Source organism: Nocardia sp. NPDC055165 (genome assembly GCF_053606985.1).
In genome coordinates, this window is record NZ_JBSGSS010000003.1 from 1 (window position 1) to 23492 (window position 23492).

A 23492-nucleotide genomic window follows, 5' to 3' on the forward strand; every position below is an offset into this window, starting at 1 on the left:
GACCAGTCCGGCTCCGAGAAGCCGGACCTGAACAAGACCGCGAAGCAAACCACCGACTGTGGTGACCCGGTCGACGTCGCGACCGGCGAGTTCCTGCTCCCCGCAACCGATATCGAGCTGCCTGGGGTGTTGGCGTTGGTGTTGACCCGCCGCCATCGTTCTTCGTATCGCTTCGGCCGATGGTTCGGGCCTTCCTGGGCCGCGACACTGGATATGCGGGTCGAAGTCGACCAGGTCGGAGTCCGCTTCGTCGGACCCGACGGTGAGCTGTGGCAGTTCCCCCACACCGCCCCGGGCCTCCCAGTTCGTCCGGTACACAAGGGCATTCGCGCAACCATGACCCGCACCGAAACAGGCGGATACTCAGTTCACGACCCAGACCGCGAGCTCACCTGGAGCTTTCGGCCCACCGCAGCGTCGGCCGGTTCGGAAACCCCCCTCGGCAACTATCCGATCACCGAGATCACCGATCGCCACCACAACCGAATCACCTTCCATTACAGCGACACCGGCCAACCAACCGAAGTCACCCACTCCGGCGGGTACCGCGTCCGGATCGACACCACCGACGACCGTGTTACCGCCCTGACAGTGCTCGGTACGACCCCGACCGGTGAAGCGCTCGAAACCATTGTCCGCGAATTCGGCTACACGGCAGGTCATCTCGTCGCCGTGACCAACGGTGTCGCCGCGACTACGACCTTCAGCTACGACGAACAACACCGCATGCTGTCATGGCGCGACTCCCGCGGCACAGAAATGCACAACAGCTACGACCGATCCGGACGGGTCATCAAGCAGGTTGGCACCGACGGCATCCTGTCAGCGACTTTCGCGTATGAACCGCTTCCCGAATTCGGGCGCTCGCGCACCCACCATACGAACTCCCTCGGCGCCACCACCACCTTCGAATTCGACGAAGACCTCTGCCTGCGCAACCTGATCGACCCACGCGGCGCGACATCGATCACCGACTACAACGAGTACCGCCAACCGGTCCGCTACGTCGACGCCTACGCCAACACCACCATCTACCTCTTCAACCCCGACGGTGACCTGGTCCTGGTTCGACGCCCCGACAATGCTTCCATCACAGTCAGCTACGCCGCACCGCGACGTCCTGCCACGATCACCGATGTCGACGGCACCACCATCACCCGCACTTATGATGAGACCGGCAATCTCACCACCATCACCGACGCCGACGGCGTCTCGACCGCTTACACCCACCACCCGTGCGGTGCTCCGGCGTCGATCACGCTCTCGACCGGTGCCGCCGCCAGTATTGATGTCGATGTCGCCGGGCTACCGATCCGAATCACCGAACCTGGGAACGCTGTCACCACCGTCGAGCGCGACATGTTCGGCCGACCGGTCACAATCACCGATCCCCTCGGCAACATCAGCACCAAGGAGTACTCGGTCGAGGGAAAGCTGGTGTCGCGCAACGATGCTGACGGCACCGCACAGTCGTGGGCCTATGACAGCGAAGCGAACCTGCTCACCCACACCAACCAGATCGGCGCCATCACCCGCTACACCTACGGCACTTTCGATCTGGTCGCCACCCGCGAAACCGCTGATGGTGCAGTTACTTCCTACACCCACGACACCGAACGTCGACTCACCTCGGTCACCAACCCCCTCGGCGACACCTGGACCTACGAATACGACCCGTCCGGCAACGTCTGCACCGAAACCGACTACAACGGCTCAGTTACCCAGACCGAACACGACCTCCTCAATCGGCCCGCCATCATCACCACACCCACCGGGGTCCAACGCCGCCACACTTATGACATCCTCGGCAGGTTCGCCGGCGTCAGCACCGATACCGGCGAATGGATCACCAACGCATATACCCAGACCGGACAACTCACCACAGCCCGAAATGGTGTGTACGACGACACTATTCACGCGGTCACCTTCGCCTACTCGCCGGCTGGACGAGTCTTGACCCAACACGTCGACGGACGCCCCCTCACTTACGATTACGACGAGCACGGCCGCCGCGTTCGGTATACAACCCCGAGCGGCGCAGCGACCGACTACGAACACACCCCGACCGGTCGGATCGCCGCCATGACCACCAACGGCCACCGATTCGACTTCACCCATGATTCGAACGGCCGCCAAAACAGTTGGCACACCGTCGGAATAGGCCAACACAACACCTATAGCCCCGCCGGTCACACCCTCAGCCGCGAACTCATCCAACTCGACCCCCGCACCGCTGACCCGATCCGGCTACTCGAACGCGACGAATATGTTTGGCGCCCAGACGGATACATTACCAGCCACACCATCACGACACCCTCCAGCAGACGTCGGCGCGACTACACCCTCGATGCGATCGGGCGCATAACTCACATCGATGTTCCAGGCGGCGGTGCCTCCGAGCAGTACAGCTACGACGCTCTGTCGAACCTCGTCACCGCCGACATTTACACGTTACCGGCACCATCTGATCCCGTTGTCCCCGAATATAACCCCGCCGAACCTGCGAGTGATTCGCGGTTCGAGTACCGCGAGAATCTCCTCGTACGCGCCGGCCGCACGCGCTTCCACTACGACACCGCCGGCCGCCTCATCCGCAAAGAGAAAACCCGGATCTCCCGCAAACCCGCCATCTGGCACTATCGCTATAACGCTTTTGACCAACTCATTGAAGTCAGTACCCCCGACAACGCCACCTGGACCTACACCTACGACCCCTTCGGCCGACGTACGACCAAACAACATCACGGCAGCGAAACCCGCACCGAATTCGCCTGGGACGGAGTCCACCTCACCGAACAATCCACCACTACCCCTTCATACGTCCGAATCCACACCTGGACCAACCATCCCACGTCCCACATCCCTCTCACCCAATCGGTCGACGGCCAATTCTGGGCAATAGTCACCAACCTGCAAGGCAGCCCCACTCATCTCGCCGACCCCGTCAGCGGCGAAATCGCCTCAACGGCCACCAGCACTCTCTGGGGTAGAACCGTGTGGACTGGCCCTGAAATGCCCCATCGGTTCCAGGGGCAACAATACGACACCGAAACAGGTCTTCACTATAACTACCATCGGTATTACGATCCGGAGTCGGCTAGGTACCTTACACAGGATCCGTTGGGGCTCTCGCCGTCTCCCAATCCCAATATCTATCCTCATAATCCGCTTACGTGGCTCGATCCTCTAGGGCTCGCGTGTAAGGACAACCAATATTTTGATTCCCGGCGAGAGGCATTTAACGCAGCACTGGATCGCGCCGGCGTTCCTCGTTCTCAGCAGCCAACTCATCAATGGGAGGTCGGTGACGACTACAATAGGCAAAATCACAGCAATTATCACTACTCGGAAAATCCAGGTGCTCACGGGCGTTACTATCAGTATGAAACGCCTGAAGGAAGTCGAGTAATCGTAGAGCACACCAATGACCCACAAGCTCCTCACCCGCACTTCCATGCCGGTCAACCGCAGGAAGACGTAAACGTAATCGGCCCGAATAGCCAAGACATGCGGGGTAAGATTTACAAGTCGGTCGGTGGTGACCACCACTTGTACTATACGGGAGAGTAGTAGATGACGAGTGAGGAACTTCGCAGCAAGCTGGCGTTGCTTCGTGAGCGAAAATTGGCAGATCGACTATTGGTTCGATTCCGGAACATCGAAATAGTTCGGTACCGTACCAACGGCGATATTCCAATTCGCATGAGGGAGTACTTCATTTCGTGTACAAGCATGGACGCTGTTCCGCAATCGCAGGCCGACCACACGCTAGATACGACAGAGGTGTCCGAGTGGCGTAGGCAGATTTTGGAATTATCGGGTATTGGGCAAGAATTCCTGTTCCGCACGGGAATGGAACACTTTCCGTGGGCGGAGTGCTTGGCTTCGTCTAGCGAATGGATAGACGAGCTATTCGATGTGAGGGAGAACGACGTTGCAATCGTATCGAACGATCTCGTGAATTGCCTACGCGTCTACGAAATGGAATACCAAACCGTGGCCTTTTGGATTTAGTGGACCTGGCATCAAATATATGGCTCCTTATGGTGCACTGCTAATGTTCTAGCTGAATATAGATTTCCAACATTTCTACTTCCGCGACTAATGGGAGGCGACGTGTGACAATCGAAGATCTGTACGGATCGCGGCCCGATCTGTTGCCGAAAACGCTGGTTAGACTCGCTCGACACGAAGGTGGTCGCCATCGTTCGTGGATTGGCAGGACCGGAGTACGGCTGCTCGATGTCCATGATCATGTTGCGTGCGAGCGAGCGAGCCTTGGTCGGTTTCCGCGGAATTCCGATGGTACGGTCAAATGGGTTCGAAGCAGGAATCGCTCATTCTTGCAGATATCGAATCTAGTATTGAAAAATCGGCCAGCGCCTTGCGTAGATTCCTGCCCGGGGACGGCCGAGTGCTAATATTCTGGAGTAGTCTCACATTGCCGACGGTTGAGGTTGGGACCGACTTTATATTGAGTCATTTTGATGAGATATTCGATCGAGATCCAGAGTTCTGGATATATTCTGCAAGTAACTCGGTCCTGGTAGAGAATTCATTCGCGGGGCACCTGCGAATTGCCCGCATTCCAACCGGGGGGTGCGGCGGGGAAAGCTTTGTTTCGAAATAGAAGAGCGACGAGAAGATCTATTTCGATGTCTTCCTCACCGCGACCGAAGCTCGCGGTGGTCTGGTCGGGCGGAAGGATCTGAACTTTCGTGATGAAATCCACACATGACGCACGCTGGTACTGATGTTGTGGCCGCGGCAAATGAGGAGGGTAGGGAATTCTCGCCGGACTACGCTTGGGAGATCAATCTTGCGACCCACGAACGTGAATATGTGAGGTTGATCGTATGCGTACGGGCCGAAACCTATTGCCGCAGCTCTCGCTGAGGCGAATCCGGTTGCGACGCCGTCGACAGCAGCCGACGGAATCCTGGCAGACGGCACCGATCGTGAAGCAGTTCGCAGACCGTGTCGGCTTGCACCTTGCGCTGAGGGAAGCCAATCGCGATAAGCAAGTGCGCGGCGGTGATGTCCGCTTGCCGACCAACCTCGGCCGGTGCCGGATTAGTCGGATGCCGGAGTCAGTGCGCTTGTCAAGGCCGGAACCGCGAGGGTGCGTTGCCATGGGCGCGCACCGCCGGCGAGGAGGAAGGCCTCGATCTTCGCGGACAACTCTTCGGGAGTGCCGACGTTCTTGTAGTCGGGGAGTCCGTCCCAGCAGAGACGGCGGACCAGTTCGGGGGACAGGAGGTTCTCTACCGGGATGGAGTGTTCGGTGGAGAGTTCGCCCATGGCGCCGCGGGCGGTGGTGAGGCGGGCGGCGGCGATGGGGTCGCGGCGTTCCCAGCGGTTGACCGGGGGCGGGCCGTCGAAGGGGAGGGTGAGTGGGGGGAGTTGCTTGTCGGGGAGGGTGCGGCCTCGTTCGACGGCGGCCAGCCAGTCGCGCGAGTAGCGGCGCTGGCGGGGGCCGCCGAAGACGGGGAGGGTGCGCAGTTGGGCGATCGAGCGGGGTTCGCTGGTGGCGGCGGTGACGATGGCCGAGTCGGGCAGGATGCGGGCGGGGGCGACGTCGCGGGCGCGGGCGAGTTCGTCGCGGGTGGTCCACAGTTCGCGCACGATCGCCAGTTGACGGGTGCGGCGCAGGGTGTGGATGCCGGAGGTGCGGCGCCAGCGGTCGGCTTTCGGAGCGGGCGGGTCCATGGTGCGGACGTGCTCGAATTCCTCTGCGGCCCAGTCGAGTTTGCCCTGGGTGTCGAGGTCGGCGGCGACGGTGTCGCGGAGTTCGAGGAGTAGTTCGACGTCGAGGGCGGCGTAGTTGAGCCATTCGTCGGGCAGCGGGCGGCTCGACCAGTCGGCGGCGCCGTGGCCCTTGCGCAGGGAGCGGCCGAGGAGGTTTTCGACCATCGCGGCCAGGCCGACGCGTTCGTAGCCGGCGATGCGGCCGCCGAGTTCGGTGTCGAACAGGCGGGCGGGGCGCAAACCCAGTTCGGCGAGGCCGGGCAGGTCCTGGTCGGCGGAGTGCAGGACCCATTCGAGGTCGTTGATCGCCTCGGCCAGCGGGGTCAGCGCGTCGGTGACGGGAATCGGGTCGATGAGGAACGAGCCCGCGCCCTCACGGCGGAGCTGGATCAGGTACGCCCGGGCCGAATAGCGGAAACCGGACGCGCGTTCGGCGTCGACAGCCAGGGGACCGGTGCCCGCGGCGAGGGTTTTGGCGGCCGCGGCGACCTCGTCGGCGGTCGCCAGCACAGGTGGAACCCCCTCGGCAGGGGCGAGCAGGGGCTCTGCTGCGGTGGGTTCCTCGGCGACCGACATAAACGTGAACTCTACGTGGCGATCAAGGGCGATCGGTGCGGGTATAGGACTCCGGTCGTAAATGAGTGACCCCGGCGGGGGGTAACCCGGCGGCGAAGGCCAGCACTTCGCAGAATGCCTCGACGTGTCGGCGCATCTCGGTGGTCGTGGCCGTCCACGACGCGCGCAGTTCGAGCTGGTGCGCGCGGGGTGGGCCCGCGATATCGCCGTAGCGGACCGAACTGGTCGCGGTGACCGTGCCGCCGAGGGCGGTGAACGCTTCGCCGCGCGATTCGAGGGAGTCGACCAGCCAGCTCCACGCCACCTCGGGTAAGAGGGGGTCGGCGGCCAATGCGGCGTCGATGTCGGCCTGGATGTAGGCGACGAGCCGGAACACACCGTTCCAGGCCTCGTCGCCGTCGGGGTCGTGGAGCAGGATCAGCCTGCCGAACGCGTCGCCCTCGGAGTCGGTGGGCACCACCGGACTGTCGGGGTGGATGACCTCCGCCCCGAGCGCATAGGAGAACGGCGCCAACCGTTGCGGGGGACGGATCGGCGCCAGCTCGATTCGGGGGTGCACTGTTGCGGTGCCCATCGCATCGACCGCCGCCCGAAAAGAAGCAGGCTCGCGGGGCGTTCCCCCGGTCGGTGCGGCGCCGTCGCGGATGTCGAGCGGTGTCACGAGGAGGAACGGTAGACCGTGGGTGCCCGGCGCCGTCGGAGGCGCGCCGCCGTGCGCGTTGCGTGCGGGTCGCGTTGCGTAGGGTGCATTCTCGGCGTCGGCGCGATGCACGATGTGCGATGTGAGCGGGGTCGGCGGGTATCGACGACTCGATCGGTGGAACGTGTGGTCGGTCCCACACCCGCCGGGGCGTGAGGTTCCCGCGGGCTCGACGCTTAGGATGAACGGCGATGAGCACTTACACCCGCCGCCGGTTGACCGATGCCCCTTTCCTGGCCGCCGCCACCGGCGCGACGCCCAGCAGGCGCCCGGTGTGGTTCATGCGTCAGGCCGGCCGGTCGCTGCCGGAGTACCGCGAACTGCGCAAGGGCATCGGCATGCTCGAGTCGTGTTTCGACCCGGAGCTGGTGTGTGAGATCACCATGCAGCCGATCCGCCGCCACGGCGTCGACGCGGCAATCCTGTTCTCCGACATCGTTGTTCCGCTCAAGGCCGCGGGGATCGACCTCGACATCGTGCCCGGTGTCGGCCCGGTCATCGCCTCCCCGGTGCGCACCGAAGCCGACGTGCGCGCGCTGCCGCGGCTGCGCCCCGAAGAGGTCGGCGCGGTCACCGAAGGTGTGCGACTGCTCACCGGCGCGCTCGGCGACACCCCGCTCATCGGTTTCGCGGGCGCCCCGTTCACCCTCGCCTCCTACCTGGTGGAAGGTGGGCCGAGCAAGCAGCACGAGCGCACCAAGGCGATGATGCACGCCGACCCGAAGACTTGGCACGCCCTGCTCGGCGCCCTGACCGACATCACCATCGCGTTCCTGCAGGCCCAGTTGTCGGCCGGGGTCGACGCGGTGCAGCTGTTCGATTCCTGGGCGGGCGCGCTCTCGCTGGCCGACTACCGCGAGTACGTGCTGCCGCATTCGGAGCGGGTGTTCGCCGAGGTGGCCTCGGCCGGGGTGCCGCGCATTCACTTCGGCGTCGGCACGGGCGAACTGCTGGGTGCCATGGGTGAGGCCGGTGCCGATGTGGTCGGTGTCGACTGGCGGGTGCCGCTCACCGATGCGGTGCGCCGGGTCGGTGCCGGAAAAGGCTTGCAGGGCAATCTGGATCCCGCGATCCTGTTCGCCGGGTTCGACGCTGTCGAGGCCGAGACGCGGCGGATCGTGCGCGAAGCCGACGAGGCGATCACACTCGGTGCGACCGGGCACATCTTCAACCTGGGCCACGGCGTGCTGCCCGACACCGATCCCGGCGTGCTGACCGCCCTGGTCGAGTTGGTGCACTCCCTGTAGCTTCGGCTCACGAACCAGACGCGCTGGTGACCCAGCCGACATCGGAGCCGGTGCGTCGCACAGGGCGACGTGTCGCACGGCTACGGTCGGTACATGCGGATCGCGGTTATCGGGGGCGGAGTCAGCGGGCTCGTCGCGGCTTATCGGTTGCGGCAGCGGTTGGGGGAGGACACCGACATCGTCGTGCTCGAGCAGAGCGGACGGGTCGGCGGCGTGCTGCACACTCGTGAATTGGCCGGTGGGCCAGTAGATCTTGGTGCCGAGGCCTTCGTGGGGCGCAGGCCCGAGGTGATCGAGTTGATGAGCGAACTCGGCCTGGCCGACCAGTTGGTGCGGCCCGCGGGGAAACGGCCGCTGATCTGGGCGCAGGGGTCGGCGCATCCGTTGCCGGGGCGCACCCTGATGGGGATTCCGTCTGATGCCGAGTCGCTGCGCGGGCTGGTCGACGATGCGACGCTCGCCCGGGTCGCCACGGAGCCGGAGCGGCCGCTTCGCTGGGATCGAGGCTGCGACATCGACGTGCAGACTCTGGTGGGTGACCGGTTCGGCAGGCAGGTGGTCGAGCGGAGCGTCGATCCGTTGCTGGGCGGGGTTTATGCGGGAATCAGTGCTTCGATCGGTGTCCGCGCCGCGTTACCCACCCTTGCCGCAGCGCTCGACGACGGCGCGTCGAGTCTTACGGAGGCTGCGGGTGCGGCGATGCCCGCGCCCAGCTCGGACCCGGTATTCGGTGGGCTGCGCGACGGCTACGGAGCCCTGCTGGCCGCACTGACCGAGGCTTCGGACGCGCGTTTCGTCGCGACCACGGCCGCGACCAGAATCGCCCGCGGACCCCATGGCTGGGTGGTCGACCCGATCGGCGCCGTCGAAGGTGTCGTCATCGCTACGCCCGCCCCGGTGACCGCCCGCCTGCTGCACTACGTGGCGCCCGAGGCCGCCCGAGCCGCCGCGGGCATCGAACTGTCCTCGTCGGCGCTGGTCGCGATGGCCCTGCCACGCGACACCGCGCTACCGGACAACTCCGGCATCCTGGTCGCCACCGGAGAACCCTTGCGCGCCAAGGCGTTCACCCTGTCCAGCCGCAAATGGCCTCATCTGGCCGAGCGTGACGTCGCGCTGGTCCGCGCCTCCTTCGGCCGGCTCGGCGACGACAAGCCGCTCTCCTGGACCGACGACGACCTCATCGCGGCGGCTGTCGCCGACCTGTCCACCGTCACCGGCATCCCGATCACCCCGATCGAAGCGGTCGTCCAACGGTGGCCCGGTGGCCTTCCGCAGTACGCCCCCGGCCATACCGAGCGGATCGCGGCTCTCGAGTCGGCTATCGCCCCCCTCGACGGCATCGCGGTAGCGGGCGCCTACCTGCACGGCGTCGGTGTTCCCGCCTGCGTCGCGTCGGGAACCGCCGCCGCAGAACGCGTGGCTACCGCATACATCGCCAGCACGCAGCGCTGATCCCGATGCCGGCGGCGACCGGATATATGTGGGCCGATCCATTCCGGTACCTCGCTCCGGCCCGGTTTCGTGGCGTGTCCTCGGCGGCAGGCGATACCGGCGCCGCGTGATCGCTGTGAGTCACCCAGCGGCACAGGCAGACTGGGACGATGCAGAGATTCGAAGCGGTGCTGTGTGATCTGGATGGCGTGCTCCGTCAATTCGACCACGACCGTCAGTGCGACATCGAGGAGCACTACGGGCTGCCCGTGCTGGCCACCGCCTTCGCCCCGGAACAGATCCGCCCGGCCATACTCGGACAGATCACCGCCGAGCAGTGGCTGGCTTCGATCACCGCCGCGCTCGGCGGTCACCCCGATGCGGTCCGGGCGGTCGACGCCTTCGCCGCGGTCGACTTCTGGGTCGATGAGCAGGTCAGGGATCTGCTGACAGAGGTCCGCGCCCGCGTCCCGCTGGTCCTGGTCACCAACGCGATGGACAACCTCGACATCCATCTGGCCCGGATGCGTCTCACCGATTTCGCCGACACCGTGATCAGCAGTGCGGCCGTCGGCATCGCGAAACCGGACTTGCGCATCTACGAGATCGCTGCTGAAGCGGCCGGTGTCGCACCGAACCGCTGCGTGTTCATCGACGACCGGCCGGAAAACGTCTCCGCCGCACGGTCTCTCGGCATGACCGGCATTCACTACCGAGGGATCGAAGATCTGGCGGTACTCAGCGCGAACGGCGGAAGCTAGTCGTGGCCGGCCGCGCAGCTGCCACGGAACGAATATCGCCGTCTGTCAGCTCGGTGGCTCGGGGGACCAGACTCCGACCGCGGTGCCCTCTTCGACATGCTTGCGATAAATAACGACCTTGTTGTGGATCACCTCGAGGTCGGCCGCCAGCTCGGCCAGCCTGTCACGGACGGACTGTTCGTGGGCCTCGAGCAACGCCAGTCGCTCCTGCTCGTTTCCCGGCCCCGAGCGAACGAGCCCGGCGAAGACTCGCAAGGTCGCGATCGGCATGCCGGACTCGCGGAGGCGGTTGCAGAGCAGGAGCCATTCGACGTCGGCCGGTGCGTAGACGCGCTGTCCGCCGGGAGACCGGGGGATCGGGCGCAACAGAAGTTCTTCCCGTTCGAAGTATCGCAAGGCGTGCACCCCGAGGCCGGTGGCCCGCCCGACGTCACCGATAGACAACCCGTTCATCTCATGCGTCCTCACAGCTTGACCTAGATCGCACTCTAGATTTTACCGTCAGCGCATGGCGATCACAGAACAGCACAGAATCGGTAGCGGGTTCGGACCGCGCACCACGGTCGACGAGGTCGTCGACGGCGTCGATCTGACGGGAAAGACGGTCCTGGTCACCGGTGGTTACTCAGGTCTCGGCAAGGAGGCCACCGCGGCGTTGGCGCATGCCGGGGCGCAGGTGGTCGTGCCGGCCCGCCGGGTCGAAGCGGCGCGAAAAGCGCTGTGCGACATCGATAACGCGGAGGTCGATGAACTCGACCTGGCCGATCTCGACAGTGTGCGGGTGTTCAGTGAACGTTTTCTCGATACCGGCCGGAGCATCGACGTCATCATCGCGAACGCCGGGGTGATGGCCTACCCATGCCGGGATGTCGGGCCGGGCTGGGAAGCGCACTTCGCGATCAATCATCTCGGGCACTTCGCACTGGTCAACCGTTTGCGTCCGGCGCTGGCCCGGAGCGGGGCTCGTGTGGTGGCGGTGGCATCGTCGGGCCACTTCCTGTCCGGTATCCGCTGGAACGACCTACATTTCAGCCGCGACTACGACATCTGGAGAGCCTACGGTCAGTCCAAAACCGCCAACGCGCTGTTCGCCACCCACCTCGACGCGATCGGCGCGGCAGCGGGGATCAACGCGTACTCCGTGCACCCGGGCAGCATCCTCACGCCACTTCAACGCCATATCGCCCGTGCGGAACAGATCTCGCAGGGCTGGATCGGCAGTGACGGTCACCAGGCCGAGGGCTTCAAAACCCCGGCGCAGGGGGCGGCGACCGCAGTCTGGGCGGCGACCGCCGCAGCGCTGGCGCGGCACGGCGGTGCGTATTGCCAGGACTGCGATGTCGCCGAAGTCGCCACCGACGACGACATGCTCGCCGGCGGTGTGAAACCGTGGGCCGTCGACCCCGCTGCCGCCGCCCGTCTCTGGACCCTGTCCAGTGAGCTCACCGGACTTGACAGCTTCTCCGGCTGACCAGCGGCGTGTCAGCGGGCATCGGCGATAGCGGTACTGCATGATCGCCCGCTGTGACCATTGCCGGTGAGCAGCGCAACGAGCGAAGCCTGATTCTCGATCCCGATCTCGGGCCGGTCGAACTTCACGACGGTGAGGCGACGACGGTGACCTCGGTGTTCGGCAGTGACGAGTCGTCGCCGTGGCGGGCGAGCAGACCGGTAGGGGACTGAGCCCCGACCGCGGGCGAAAACGCCGCAGTGGCACCATAGATCCATGGCGCGACTCGACTACCAGGCTCTCAACTCCACCATTCGCTACCTGATGTTCTCGGTGTTCCAGGTTCAGCCGGGCGTGCTCGGTGAGGACCGGGCCGGGGCGATCAAGGAGGCACAGGAGTTCTTCGACGGACTCGCCGACAAGGGCGTGGTGCTGCGCGGGATCTACGACGTGGCGGGGCTGCGGGCCGACGCCGATTTCATGCTGTGGACACATGCCGAGCGGGTCGAGGACCTGCAGGCCGCGTACTCCGATTTCCGGCGGACCACCGAGCTGGGCAGGGCGAGTGCGCCGGTCTGGAGCAATGTGGCGGTGCACCGGCCCGCGGAGTTCAACAAGAGCCACATTCCGGCGTTCCTGGCAGGCGAGGACGCGGGGAACTACATCTGCGTCTACCCGTTCGTGCGGTCCTACGAGTGGTACCTGCTCCCCGACGAGGAGCGGCGCAAGATGCTCGCCGATCACGGCAAGGCCGCGCGCGGATATCCGGACGTGCGGGCCAACACCGTGAGCTCGATGGCGCTGGGCGACTACGAGTGGATCCTCGCCTTCGAGGCCCCCGAGTTGCACCGGATCGTGGACCTGATGCGTGACCTGCGGGCCACCGAGGCGCGGTTGCACGTGCGCGAAGAGGTGCCGTTCTTCACCGGTCCGCGCGTCGAGGTCGAACAGTTGCTCACCGCACTGCCGTAAGCGGCGCAAACACCGAAGGCCCTCTCGTGGAGAGGGCCTTTCTCCTCGGCCTGGTATCGCCGCGGTCTCCCGCTCGAGTATCGTGAGCGGGCCGATTGTGGCGTTGAGGGTGAGAGAGATTCGCGCGTGGTATCAGGGTGGGGAACGGATCGAACCGAAGAGGGTCGATCCGACACAGCAGTGACCGATCGAACCGCACCGGAAACGGTCGAGTCGCGGCGAACTCCGGTGCAGTGGCTGCGCTCGGCGCGCACCGACCTGATCGTCGCCGGTTGCTACCTGTCGCTCGCGGTCTTCGTCCTCGCCGGGCTGTGGTGGAACCCGAGCAGTGGTTACCTGAGCAAGAGTGATCAGGACCAGACGCTGTACGAGTGGTTCTACGCCATCACCGCGCGAAACCTCACCCACCTCGACAGTCCGTTCAGCACCGAGCTGCAGAACTATCCCGACGGCATCAACATGATGGCCAATACCCTCATGTACGGCTGGGGGGTGCCGTTCACCCCGATCACGCTGCTGTTCGGGCCCACCGTCACCTTCGTGTCGGCGCTGACATTCGGCCTGTTCAGCACAGCGTTCGCCTGGTACTGGGCATTCTCGCGCGAGCTGGTGAGCTCGAAATTCGCCGCGGCCATCGGCGGATTGTTCTGCGGCTTCGCACCCGCGATGATCGCGCACACCAACGGGCACGCGAATTTCGTCTTTCTGGTGTTGCTCCCGCTCATCGCTGTGCGGGTCATCAGGATGGCAAGGCACGCGGAGAACACCGTTGGGGCGCGACCCGTCTGGCAGCCACGCGCCGCCGTCGCGCTCGGACTGCTGGTCGCGCTGCAGCTCACGCTGGGTGAGGAGCCGCTGCTGATCTTCGCGCTCGGCTTCGCGGTCTTCGCCCTGGCCTACTTGCGCACCCCGCGCGCCATCGCGCGCACAGCGCGCGCGGCGGCCCCGTCGATACTGCTCGCGGCGCTGATCACGCTGACGCTCACCGGTTTCGGGCTGTGGTGGCAGTTCGCCGGACCGCAGTCGTATCGATTCGTGGGGATCGGACGGGTCGGCAACGACATCCTGTCGCTGGTGCAGTTCTCGCCGGAATCGGCGGGCAGCATGTTCTCGTTCGGCCCCGATGTGAGCATCAATCCGACCGAGGACAACACCTACTTCGGTTGGCCCCTACTGCTGCTCGTCGCCGCGGCCGTGTTCTACCTGCGGCGTGAGCGCATCGTGCGGGCCGCCGTGATCGTCGGGGTGGTGTTCACGACGCTGTCGATGGGCATTGTGCTGTCCTTCGACGGCGTCGTGCGTTTCGGCGAGGGTGAGTATTCGATGATTCCGATGCCGTGGCTGGCCTTCGGATGGATCTCGCCGCTGAACGGGATGATCGAATCGCGGTTGGCCATGATAGCCATTCCGGCCATCGCGATAGTTCTGGTCCTCGGCACTCAGCGGGCGATCGAATCGCTGCGCACCGCTGCCACGCGGCGGCGACCCGTTGCCTGGTTCTGTGCCCTGGCCTTCGCGCTGCTGCCCATCGCGCCGACCGTGCTGCCCGTCACCGAACGCCCCCAGACGCCCGCGTTCTTCGCCGACGGCACTGTGCGGCAGTACGTCTCGGACGGCTCGGTGGTGATCGTACCGCCGCCCACCTCGGGAGATTCGATCGCGCTGCGATGGCAGATCGACGCCGACTTCGCCTTCCCGCTCGTCGGCGGCTACTTCGTCGGCCCGGTCGGCGCGGACCGTGGGGCCGGTTATGGCGCCGACCCCCGATCCACCGCCGTTCTGCTCATGCTGGTCCGCAAGACCGGTACGGTTCCGGTCATCGACCGAGCTCGGCGCGAGCAGGCCGTCGCGGACCTGCGTTACTGGGGCGCCGATGTGCTGGTGCTGCCGCCGTCACAGGGCGATGATGCCCTGCGTCGCACCGTGGACGACCTGCTCGGCGTACCGGCCGAGCAGGTGGGCGGTGTGTGGGTGTGGGACGTGCGCGGTCTCGTGTGACCGCTATTCGGCGGCGGGCTTCAGGCGCAACGAGATCGAGTTGATGCAGTAGCGCTGGTCGGTGGGCGTCGGGTAGCCCTCCCCTTCGAAGACGTGCCCGAGGTGACTGTGGCAGTTCGCGCAGACCACCTCGACCCGGCGCATCCCCAGGGTGTCGTCGGGCTTGAGGATCACCGCGTCGGAATCGGCGGGATCGAAGAACGACGGCCATCCGCAGTGCGAGTCGAATTTCTCTGTGCTGCGGAACAATTCGGCGTCGCAGGCGCGACAGGTGTAGACGCCCTCGGTCTTGGTGTCGGTGTATTCGCCGATGAACGGACGCTCGGTGGCGGCCTCGCGCAGGACCGCGTATTCCTCGGGATCCAGTTTCGCCCGCCATTGCTGCGGCGTCAGCTGGATGCGCGGCGTGGGCAACGAAGTATCGGAACTCATGGCTCCACGCTAATGGTTTCGGCCGGTGCGCGCCGTGAGCGGTGCGTCACCGGCCGGTAACTACTTGAGCGCGGGCTCGCGATCCTCGACCGGCGCCACCGGATCCTCGCGGGGCGGTGCAGTGTCCTCGACCGGTGCGACGGGCGCGGGCTCATCGGTGCCGTCCCGCGAATCGGGCGCACTCTCGATCCACGTCGGGTCGATTCCGAACTGCAGCCTGCCCTCGCGACGCGCCGCCAGATACCGGTCGCCGAGCACACAGAACACGACGATGAGCAGCAGGCCCCACCCGAAGGTCACCCGCAGGTATTCGAGATTGCGGCCGACGCCCTGCCAGCGATCGGAGAGCCACTTGTCGTAGGTCATGAACCCGAAGATCGCCAGCCACGCGGGCCAGTTACGCAGGACGGAATTGCGCAGTACCACGGTCATCAGGAACGGGAAGACCATCATGGAGTAGTACATCTGGCCCAGCGACGGCAGCAGGAACCACGCGGTGAGCAACACCCCGGAGAACGTGGTGACGAAGAACAGTTCGTCGTGGCGGTAGTAGCGCCACAGCAGCCACAGCGATACCGCGACCACACCGGCCATCAGGACCTTGACCAGCAGGATCAGCCATTCGGGCAATCCGTAGTAGAGCCCGTTGCCACCCACCGAACTGTTGAAGTAGTCGCGGGTCTCAGCCAGATAGGGCATCACGTGGGTGAAGAACTTCTCGGGGTCCGCCGACAGCGGCCAGGCGATCGCGGTGAGCACCAGCGGCACACCGAGCGCGGTGATGAACACCTTCCACTGGCCGCGAACGGCTGCGACCAGCAGTAACGGCGCCAGCGTCGGTTTCACCGCGATGCTCAATCCCAGCGCCACGCCTGCCCAGAGGTCCCGGCGCGCCAGCAGCAGCGTGATGAACGCCAACTCGGCCAGCAGCAGGCAGCCGTTGACGTTGGTGAAGACCAACGTATTGGTCACCGTCTCGGAAGCGAACATTGCCAGCAGCAGCGCGGGCGCGGCGATGGAGCCCAGACCGAACTTGAACAGGCGCAGCAGCAGATACCAGGCGAGCAGAATCGCCACGGCGTTGAGCCCGATGAACAGCCAGCGTGACAGCTCGTAGTCGATGATCGCGACCGGCGCGATCAGCAGCGTTCCACTCGGATAGTAGAGATAGTGCGGGTCGACCGACGAGAAGTCGGCGGTGTACAGCGGCCTGCCGTTCAGGAACTCGAACGAGGCGTTGTACACAGGCCGGTAGTCGTCGGTGACGAAACCGTTGATCGCCTTGATGAAGACGCGGTTCAGCACCATCATGACCGCGAAGGGCCAGAGCGCGAACTTGATCACCTCGGCGGAGGTGCGAGCGGTACGGGGCTCGAGCTGTCGGAACAACACTGGGGCACGGTACACCGAATCGGGTTGCGATGGTGTCGCCGGACCCGTATGACGCGCCGGAACCGGATGGTTGCCCCGACCGGATCAGGCCGGGCAGGCACCGCCGTCGGCGGGCAGTTTCCCCTCGGCGAGGTAGTCGTTGACGGCCTTCTGCGCGCACCCGGAGTGGGTGACGACCGGATGGCCCCAGCCCTGCCAGGTCATCGTGGCATGCCGAGCGCCCGCCGAGCCGAGCGCACCGGTCACCGAGGCGGCCGCCCCGCCGACGATCGGATCGGCGGCACCGGCGAACACCAGCACCGGCAAGTCGAGTTTCGTCGGCAGCGGCGCCGCGGTGGAGACCGGCCAGGCCGAGCAGACCATCAGCCCGATGGCGGCATTGCGCCCGAATACCGGATATTTGCTCGCCCACGTCTCGCTGAGTTCACGGGCCTTGTCCGCGGTCGGGGGCTGCTGGCTGTCGGTGCACCGGTTCACGAACTCGCCGTCGGAGGTGATCGCGGCGGCTTCGCGCACGACCATCGCCGACAGCGGTCCGCGATCGCCACGGTCGGCGGCGGCGAGGATGTCGGCCATGGCGGTGACCCGATTCGCCTGGTCGCCGCGGGGACTGGACAGGAAACCGGTGAGCGCGGTCGACAGGTCAGCGGCCGAGATCTCGCCGAGGCCGCCGCTGTTCGCTTTGTTCATCAGCGCGACGATCGCCGCCCGCGGATCGGCGCCGAGTGCGCAGTTGGCGGCCTTGCAGCGCTGCGCGAACGCGGTGAGGGCCGCTTCGGCGCCGGTGACCCGCGCCTCGGCCATGGTGGTGGCGTCCGCGCCGACGGGTTCGGGGGCGTCGAGCACGAGGCGGGCCAGGTGGTCGCCGTAGCGGCGGGCATAGCTCAGGGCCACCTTGGCGCCGTTGCCCGCGCCGAGCACGTTGATCTTCTCGACCTGCCATTGCTTGCGCAGCTGCTCGATGTCGTCGGCGGCGTGCGGCGCGTCGAACGTGCCCTCGTAGGGCTGCAGGAAATCGCGGCAGGCGATGGTGGCGTCCTGGCTGAAGCCCGCGACGGCGCCGACCTGATCGGCGTTGCCCACCCCGGTCTGTCCGAGGTCGGTCATCACCGCGCGCAGCTGCGCCGGAATGCAGTCGATGGGCTGGGAGGCGCCGATGCCGCGTCGATCCACCGCGACGATCGGCTGCGCGGCCAGCAACGCGCTGTTGGGCCCGATCGCCAGACCGGCCAGCGTCGAGGCCGACGAACGGTCCGAACCGGAGGTGAGCACCAACGGGGCCGCGTCGGTGGGCGTCTGCGGCAGGCGAGCGCGCAGGGCGCCGGCCCGGAACGTACCGAGCACGGTGCCCGCGGTATCGATCGGGGTCGAGAACTCGGCGCACTCGAGGACCAGACCCGCGGGAGCGGCGCCGAAGTCGAGCGAGCTCAACGTGGCCGCGGTGCAATCACGCCAGGCCAGATCGGTTTTGGGCACCTCGGCCTTGGCCAGGTCCTGCGGCGCGGGCGCTTCGGTCTGCGCGCCGCCTGCCCCGGGACGCTCGACGGCGACGACGGGCCGATCCGACGGCCCGGCCCCACAGCCCGCGAGCATGATCGATAGTGTCGCGGCCGTTGCCGCGGCCCGAGTCCAACGCATGCGCTACACACTGCCAGGTTCGGCGCCAGGTTTCATCGACGGGCCCAACGGGCCGCGACGGTGCCGTCCTCGGCGAGCACCAGCTGCTTGCGTGCCATCGGCAGGTCGAAAGTGCTCGCCGACAGCGAGATTCGCCCGCCCGCGCCCCCGACCAGCATCGGGGCGGTGGTCAGGCAGAGCTCGTCGACCAGGCCGGCCTCGGCCAGCTGCCCGAAAAGATGCGGTCCGCCTTCACACAGCACCCGGTGCAGACCGCGCTCGGCGAACACCCGGATCAGCGCGGCGGGCATGATCGCGGCCTCACCGGCGACCACTATCTGCGCGCCCGCGTCTTCGAGCGCACTGACCTGCTTCGGGTCCGCGTGGCTGGTGGTGACGATCAGCGGCGGCACCTCGGCGTCGGTGAAGAACTTCGACCCCGGATCGAGCTTGGCGGTCGCGGTGACCACCGCGATCGGTGGCGGGGTGCCGTCGGGGTGACCACCGATCCCGTGCCGATGGTGCGCGATGCGCCGTTGCGGGTCGGGGTGCGCGCCGCCGTAGTTCTCCGCGCGCAGGGTTCCTGCGCCGATCACGATCACGTCGGCCAGTTCACGCAGGACCGTGAACACTGTCTTGTCCGCCTCGGTGCCCAAGCCTGCCGAAACACCGTCGACGGTGAACGCGCCGTCGATGCTGCTGACGAAGTTCGCCCGTACCCACGGACCGTCCAGATGCCGTGGGTAGGCATAGCACCTGGCCAGTGCGTCGGCGTCGAGGTCTGCGAGCTGGGTCACATTGTGGATACGCTGCATAGGGATCGATGCAACCACGTCCGTACGATTTGTCCATGCAAGAACGCCTTGTCGATCGCCATCCGGAGGTCCCGGCCGACCAACTCGTCGCGCAGATGGTGCCTCCGCCCATGTTCGACGAGGTCAGCTTCGCCTCCTACATCCCCGACCCCAAGGAACCGAGCCAAGCGGCCGCGGTAGCCAAGGCGGAGGAATTCGCAGGTCAGGTGGCGAAAATCCACAAGGCCGCCTCGAAGAAGAGCCTCTTCGGCAAGAAGAAGGCAGTCTCGGGCGCCGGCCTGTATCTCGACGGCGGCTTCGGCGTCGGCAAGACCCACCTGCTCGCTTCGATCTTCCACAGCTCCCCGGCGCCCAAGTCGTTCGGCACCTTCGGCGAGGTCACCAACCTGGTCGGCGCACTGGGCTTCAACAACGCCGTCGAGCGGCTCTCGGCCAACAGCGTGCTGTGCATCGACGAGTTCGAACTCGACGATCCGGGCGACACGATGCTGGTCTCGCGACTGCTCACCGAGCTGTCGGCCCGTGGCGTCTCCATCGTGGCGACGTCGAACACGCTGCCCGGCCAGCTGGGCGAGGGGCGTTTCGCGGCATCGGACTTCCTGCGCGAGATCAAGAAGCTCGGTTCGATCTTCGATCCGGTGCGCGTCGACGGGCCCGACTACCGGCACCGCGACCTGCCGCCCGCGCCGGAACCCACCTCGAACGACGTGCTCGTCGAGCGTGCCGCGACCACCCCGGGTTCCACCCTCGACGAATTCGACGTGCTGCTGAAGCATCTGAGTACGCTGCACCCGTCCAAGTTCGGCGCGCTGATCCAGGGCGTGGCCTCGGTGTTCATCTCCGACGTGCACACCGTGACCGATCAGGCCGTCGCGCTGCGCGTGGTCGTACTGGCCGACCGCCTCTACGACGCGAGCATCCCGGTGACGGTTTCGGGCGTCAAGCTCGACGAGATCTTCTCGAAGGAGATGCTCGACGGCGGCTACCGCAAGAAGTACCTGCGCGCGATCTCACGTCTGCTCGCGCTCTCGCGCTTCGAGGCCGCGGCCGCCTGACCCCACAGCCGGTCAGAGCGCGCGTTCGAAGACGAAATCGGAGTGCAGCTGGTTGCCGACCACGAACGTCTTGGTGCCCACCTGCCGAAACCCGTGCTTGGCGTAGAACTTCTGCGCGCGCTCGTTGGCCTGGTTGACCCCCAGCCACACCGTCTCGGCGCCCGAGTCACGCGCGGTGTCGACCACGGCGTCCATCAATGCCGCGGCGACGCCGCTGCCGTGGTGTCCGGGCAGGACATACATCTTGCTCAGTTCGACCACCTCGCCCGCGCTCACCTGCGCGGCGACGTCGGGGTCGCTCGGTCTGCCCGCGATGAGCATGGCGTAGCCGACGATCTCGTCGCCCTCGACGGCCTTGAGCACGGTCCTGGTCGGGTCGGACAGGTATTCGCCGAAGCGTTCGCCCGACAGCATCTGCTCGAGGAAGATCTCGATATCGCCCACGGTGGCCTCGGGCGGGCAGGCGAGCGGAAATGTCGCGGCGGCCACATCGCTGAGCGCCTCGGCGTCCCAGAGTCCGGCTCGGTCGACGACGACGGAACTGTTGGTCATCCTTCCAGTACAGCACGGGTCACCCCGGCCGCGGCGCGACTGTGGATCGCGACAGCGCGGCGGCACTACGGCTGGGTCGGGCACTGTCCCACCGACTGTGGGCTGTCCAGCGCGGTGGCACCTCACCTACTGGTCCGAGTAGTCTCCTGCGCATGACGAGCGGTAGCCGCATCGGGATCGTCGGTGCGGGAGTGGCGGGTTTGGCCTGCGCGAAGGTATTGAGTCAGGCGGGGTTCCCGGTCGAAGTCTTCGACCGGGCCCCCGACGTCGGCGGTGTGTGGAGTGCCACCCGCCGGTATCCGGGACTTCGCGCGCAGAACAGCAAATCCACGTACGCGTTCAGCGATCACCCGATGCCCGAGGATTTCCCCCGCTGGCCCGACGGCCAGCAGATGCAGGCCTACCTGGCCGGATACGTGCACGAGTTCGGCCTCGGCCCGCACCTGCGCCTGGGCACCGAGGTGGTGGCGGCCGACCCGGTCGACAGCGGCTGGCTGCTCGAGATCCGCGACCACATGGGGGTGCACCGCACCACCTGCGATCACCTGATCGTCGCCAACGGCGTCTACAGCGACCCGGTGATGCCCGACCTGGCCGGCACCGCGGCGTTCCGTGCCGCGGGTGGGCGACTGTGCCATGTCTCGGAATTCCACGATGTCGAACAGGCGCGTGATCGTTCGGTGGTCGTGCTCGGCTACGGCAAGTCCGCGTGCGATGTGGCCGAGGCCGTCAGCCACATCGCCGACGAGACCACCGTGGTGGCGCGCAGACTCACCTGGAAGATGCCGCGCAAGCTCGGTTTCGGCGCCGACTACGAACGTCTGCTGCTGACCCGCGCGGGGGAGGCGCACTTCCCGTCCCGCTTCCCGCACCGCGTCGAACGGTCGCTCGACCGTCTCTCGCTGCGCCAGTCGAACATGGACCTGCTGCAGGAGCGGGTGACGCGCAAGCTGCGGCTGCGTGAGCTCGATCTGGTACCGACGAGCCCGATCTCCGAGATCGGCACCAGCAGCGCGAGCCTGGCCACCGAGGGCTTCGCCGAGCAGGTCGAGGCGGGCAGGATCAGCGTGCACCGCGACACCGAGATCACCGAACTGATCGGTGGACCGCACGGACCCGCGGTGCGTCTGGCCGACGGCAGCCTGAAACTGGCCGAGATCGTCCTCTGCGCCACCGGATACCGGCAGGAGGTGCCGTTCCTCACCCCGTTCGTGCGGCGCGCCCTCACCGACGACGTGAGCGATTTCCGGCTCTACCGCCACATCCTGCCGGTGGAGATCCCCAATCTGAGCTTCGCCGGTTACAACAGCTCGAATGTGAGCGCCCTCAGCGCCGAGGTGGGCGCGCACTGGATCGCCGGGCTGCTCACGGGCCGGTTCGTGCCGCCGATGGCCGAGCTGATGAACAACGAGATCGATGCGCGCCTGGAGTGGTCGCGTGAACGCAGTGAGGGCAACCACGCGCACGGTGCCTCGGTGGTCCCGTTCTCGCTGGCCAATATCGACGAGATGCTCGACGATCTCGGCACGCCGCTGCCGTTGATGTCGCGGCTGGCGCAGTGGGTGCGACCCGTGCGGCCGCCGTCCTATCGCGGGGTGCTGCGCAATCGCGCGGTGGCCGCCCCGGTGGCGCCCGCACCGGCGCCCGTAGCGGAGCGGTAGCCGACACGCCGGATCGCCGTCGGCAACGCCGACGGCGATCGGTGCGTTGGTGATAATCCTCGCGTGGACGCGCTGGATCTGAACCTGCTGCTCGCTCTCGACGCGCTGCTCGACACCAACAGCGTGACCGAGGCGGCCAGGCGACTGCACACCTCGACCTCGGCGATGAGTCGCACTCTCACCCGGCTGCGCGAGGTGCTCGGCGATCCGCTGCTCGTTCGCTCGGGCAGACAGATGGTGCCCACGCCGCGGGCCCTCGAATTGCGCCACGATGTGGCGAGCCTGGTCGATCAGGGCCGGTCGTTGCTCACCGCCCGCGATGGGAACGGGCCGGGCAGGCATCGTGATTTCGTTGTCCGCGTGGGTGATTCGGTCGGCGCGAGCCTGTCCGGTCCGCTACTGGCGGCGGTCCACGCAGAGCTGCCCGGGGTAACCGTGCGGCTGCTCGCGGCCGATGCCGCCGACGGTGCGGTGGCGCTGCGCGACGGCCGAGTCGACGTCGAGGTCGGCATGATCGGGCAGACCGACCCGGAAACGGTGGTCAAGCGCCTGTTCACCGACCGTTGGATCGGCGTCGCCGCGCCCGACCATCCGTTCGCCGTCGACCGCCCCACCGTCGCCGCCTACGCCTCGGCACGCCATCTGGAAGTGTCACCCACCGGTCGCACGCACGGCCCGATCGACGACCGCCTCGCCCTGCACGGCCGCACCCGCCGCGTGGTCGCCACCGTCGCCGACCTGCCCACCGCGCTGCTCACCCTCGCGTCGACCGAATTGATCTGCCCCGCACCGGAACTCGTGTCCCGTGCCGCACGCGCCGCGCTCGGCTTGGCGATGTTCGAGATCCCGCTGCCGCTACCGGCCCCCGTCGTCGCCATGGCGTGGCATCCACGCAATACCGCCGACGCCGGTCATCGCGCCCTACGCGACCTCATCGGCACAGTCCTGCACGAACCTCCGAAGCCGGAGGTCGGTCCAGGTCTGGTTCCGCTGGCGACACCTGCCTGACAGACATCCCCGGAACATTCGTCCGCCGCTCGCACGTGACCGGTGCGAGATGGACGCGCGCGCCTGATGGGTTG

At 66.3% G+C, this 23492-nt stretch carries 19 protein-coding genes; 11 read left to right on the forward strand and 8 right to left on the reverse strand.

Translation table 11 applies throughout. The annotated features are described in order from the left end of the window. A partial coding sequence (locus tag ACWFRF_RS06785) for a DUF6531 domain-containing protein (RefSeq protein WP_452449158.1) occupies positions 1-3570 on the forward strand: 3570 nt, incomplete at its 5' end. Between the two features lie 1503 nt (positions 3571-5073). Here ACWFRF_RS06785 and ACWFRF_RS06790 read toward each other — a convergent pair. After that, positions 5074-6324 carry an HRDC domain-containing protein gene (locus ACWFRF_RS06790; RefSeq protein ID WP_452449159.1) on the reverse strand — a complete coding sequence of 417 codons (1251 nt, stop codon included), beginning with the start codon at positions 6322-6324 and terminating at the stop codon, positions 5074-5076. A gap of 22 nt (positions 6325-6346) precedes the next feature. Continuing rightward, positions 6347-6898, reverse strand: a complete 552-nt coding sequence (locus tag ACWFRF_RS06795) for a DUF3000 domain-containing protein (protein WP_378989124.1) — start codon at positions 6896-6898, stop codon at positions 6347-6349. Positions 6899-7215: 317 nt separating this feature from the next. On the opposite strand from ACWFRF_RS06795, the gene hemE reads away from it, so the two are divergent. From hemE to ACWFRF_RS06810, 3 genes are all read left to right on the forward strand, one after another. After that, positions 7216-8271, forward strand: coding sequence for a uroporphyrinogen decarboxylase (hemE, locus tag ACWFRF_RS06800; RefSeq protein ID WP_378988691.1), 1056 nt, complete (start codon positions 7216-7218; stop codon positions 8269-8271). Between the two features lie 93 nt (positions 8272-8364). Continuing rightward, positions 8365-9726, forward strand: a complete 1362-nt coding sequence (locus ACWFRF_RS06805; RefSeq protein WP_452449160.1) for a protoporphyrinogen oxidase — start codon at positions 8365-8367, stop codon at positions 9724-9726. A gap of 149 nt (positions 9727-9875) precedes the next feature. Continuing rightward, positions 9876-10466: an HAD family hydrolase gene (locus tag ACWFRF_RS06810; RefSeq protein ID WP_379316744.1), complete on the forward strand. Its 591-nt coding sequence runs from the start codon at positions 9876-9878 to the stop codon at positions 10464-10466. Positions 10467-10511: 45 nt separating this feature from the next. On the opposite strand, the gene ACWFRF_RS06815 is transcribed toward ACWFRF_RS06810, so the two are convergent. After that, a complete protein-coding gene (locus tag ACWFRF_RS06815; RefSeq protein WP_452449161.1) occupies positions 10512-10919 on the reverse strand; it encodes a MerR family transcriptional regulator in 408 nt (135 codons plus the stop codon). Positions 10920-10974: 55 nt separating this feature from the next. Here ACWFRF_RS06815 and ACWFRF_RS06820 point away from each other — a divergent pair, with 55 nt between their 5' ends. The 4 genes from ACWFRF_RS06820 to ACWFRF_RS06835 all read left to right on the forward strand — a co-directional run bounded on the left by ACWFRF_RS06820 (position 10975) and on the right by ACWFRF_RS06835 (position 14886). Next, a complete protein-coding gene (locus ACWFRF_RS06820; protein WP_452449162.1) occupies positions 10975-11937 on the forward strand; it encodes an oxidoreductase in 963 nt (320 codons plus the stop codon). A gap of 53 nt (positions 11938-11990) precedes the next feature. Then, on the forward strand, positions 11991-12149 hold the full coding sequence (locus tag ACWFRF_RS06825; RefSeq protein ID WP_378626730.1) for a hypothetical protein: 159 nt from the start codon (positions 11991-11993) through the stop codon (positions 12147-12149). Between the two features lie 43 nt (positions 12150-12192). After that, on the forward strand, positions 12193-12888 hold the full coding sequence (hemQ, locus tag ACWFRF_RS06830; RefSeq protein WP_452449163.1) for a hydrogen peroxide-dependent heme synthase: 696 nt from the start codon (positions 12193-12195) through the stop codon (positions 12886-12888). Positions 12889-13068: 180 nt separating this feature from the next. After that, positions 13069-14886 (forward strand): glycosyl transferase, encoded by a 1818-nt coding sequence (locus tag ACWFRF_RS06835; protein WP_452449164.1) that lies wholly within the window; start codon positions 13069-13071, stop codon positions 14884-14886. 3 nt (positions 14887-14889) lie between these two features. Here ACWFRF_RS06835 and msrB read toward each other — a convergent pair whose 3' ends face one another. The 4 genes from msrB to ACWFRF_RS06855 all read right to left on the reverse strand — a co-directional run bounded on the left by msrB (position 14890) and on the right by ACWFRF_RS06855 (position 19142). Further along, positions 14890-15318 carry a peptide-methionine (R)-S-oxide reductase MsrB gene (gene msrB, locus ACWFRF_RS06840; RefSeq protein ID WP_378626732.1) on the reverse strand — a complete coding sequence of 143 codons (429 nt, stop codon included), beginning with the start codon at positions 15316-15318 and terminating at the stop codon, positions 14890-14892. A 60-nt stretch (positions 15319-15378) separates the two neighbouring features. Further along, complete coding sequence (locus tag ACWFRF_RS06845) at positions 15379-16710, reverse strand: glycosyltransferase family 87 protein (protein ID WP_378988706.1); 1332 nt, start codon at positions 16708-16710, stop codon at positions 15379-15381. A gap of 84 nt (positions 16711-16794) precedes the next feature. Next, entirely contained in the window at positions 16795-18348 is a 1554-nt protein-coding gene (locus tag ACWFRF_RS06850) for an alpha/beta hydrolase (protein WP_452449165.1), read from the reverse strand. 32 nt (positions 18349-18380) lie between these two features. Beyond that, positions 18381-19142 carry a pyrimidine reductase family protein gene (locus ACWFRF_RS06855; RefSeq protein WP_378988710.1) on the reverse strand — a complete coding sequence of 254 codons (762 nt, stop codon included), beginning with the start codon at positions 19140-19142 and terminating at the stop codon, positions 18381-18383. 35 nt (positions 19143-19177) lie between these two features. Here ACWFRF_RS06855 and zapE point away from each other — a divergent pair, with 35 nt between their 5' ends. Continuing rightward, positions 19178-20197 carry a cell division protein ZapE gene (gene zapE / locus ACWFRF_RS06860; RefSeq protein ID WP_378988713.1) on the forward strand — a complete coding sequence of 340 codons (1020 nt, stop codon included), beginning with the start codon at positions 19178-19180 and terminating at the stop codon, positions 20195-20197. Positions 20198-20209: 12 nt separating this feature from the next. Here the strand turns inward: zapE and ACWFRF_RS06865 are convergent, their stop codons facing one another. Continuing rightward, positions 20210-20749 carry a GNAT family N-acetyltransferase gene (locus tag ACWFRF_RS06865; RefSeq protein ID WP_378988715.1) on the reverse strand — a complete coding sequence of 180 codons (540 nt, stop codon included), beginning with the start codon at positions 20747-20749 and terminating at the stop codon, positions 20210-20212. A 152-nt stretch (positions 20750-20901) separates the two neighbouring features. Between ACWFRF_RS06865 and ACWFRF_RS06870 the strand changes: the two genes are divergently transcribed. Together ACWFRF_RS06870 and ACWFRF_RS06875 are read left to right on the forward strand one after the other, a co-directional pair. Further along, a complete protein-coding gene (locus ACWFRF_RS06870) occupies positions 20902-22410 on the forward strand; it encodes a flavin-containing monooxygenase (protein WP_452449166.1) in 1509 nt (502 codons plus the stop codon). A 63-nt stretch (positions 22411-22473) separates the two neighbouring features. Further along, positions 22474-23418, forward strand: coding sequence for a LysR family transcriptional regulator (locus ACWFRF_RS06875; RefSeq protein ID WP_378988719.1), 945 nt, complete (start codon positions 22474-22476; stop codon positions 23416-23418). Positions 23419-23492: the final 74 nt, after the last annotated feature.